This window comes from Brevundimonas sp. CURTG3B2_SDJG, from assembly GCF_057364705.1.
The window spans coordinates 1-867 of the sequence record NZ_JBNFOJ010000538.1; the positions used below are offsets into that span (position 1 = coordinate 1).

General features: G+C 72.0%; 1 protein-coding gene. It reads left to right on the top strand.

What is annotated here, in order from left to right; all coding sequences use genetic code 11:
• Positions 1-129: 129 nt before the first annotated feature.
• Positions 130-771 (top strand): hypothetical protein, encoded by a 642-nt coding sequence (locus AC2W7C_RS18540; protein WP_486002659.1) that lies wholly within the window; start codon positions 130-132, stop codon positions 769-771.
• Positions 772-867 lie beyond the last annotated feature (96 nt).

The following is an 867-nucleotide window of genomic DNA, read 5'->3' on the forward strand; positions in this document are numbered from 1 at the left end:
GCCGGCGATCGAGGCCGAGGGGCCGCGCACCGTCGTGTTCGATGTCGGCGGCACGATCCGCCTGACCTCCCCTCTCCGCATCCGGCGCGGTCGCATCACGTCGCGGGCCAGACCGCGCCGGGCGGAGGCGTGACCCTGCGCGACCAGCCGCTGATCGTGGCGGCGGACGACGTGGTGATCCGCCACCTCCGCTCGCGCCTGGGGGACGAGAGCGGGGTCGAGGCGGACGCGATCTCGATCGAGCGAGGCCGCCGGATCATCCTGGACCATGTCTCGGCCTCGTGGTCGGTGGACGAGACCCTGTCGGTCGGCAGCCGATACGATCCGCCCGAACGGGGAATCTACGACGTCACCGTGCAGTGGTCGGTGATCGCGGAATCGCTGAACGCCTCGGGCCACGCCAAGGGCGAGCACGGCTACGGCTCGCTGGTCCGGGGCGGGCATGGGGCGCGGATGACCTTCCACCACAATCTGTGGGCGGCCCACCGGGCCCGGATGCCTCGGCCCGGGAACTACAATCCGCCGGCGGTCGACCCCGTGGGCCCGTGGTTCGAGTTCCGCTCCAACGTCTTCTACGGCTGGGGCGGTTCGCGGGCCGGCTATAACGCCGACACCGAAAGCCTGGCGGCCTACGCCTTCATCGGCAACGCCTACATCCCCGGGCCGGACTCCGAGGGCCGCTGGATGTTCGAGGACTCCAACCCGCGGCCCGCGCCTGGTTCGAAGGCAATGCGATGGACGGCCAGGCGCCCACCGATCCGTGGAGCCTGACGCGGGGGTCCGAAACGCCCGGCTACCGGCTGGCCGGCCGGCCGGACTGGGCCGAGGCGGCGCGCGACGATGAGGCAGGTGAAGACGGTGGAGGCG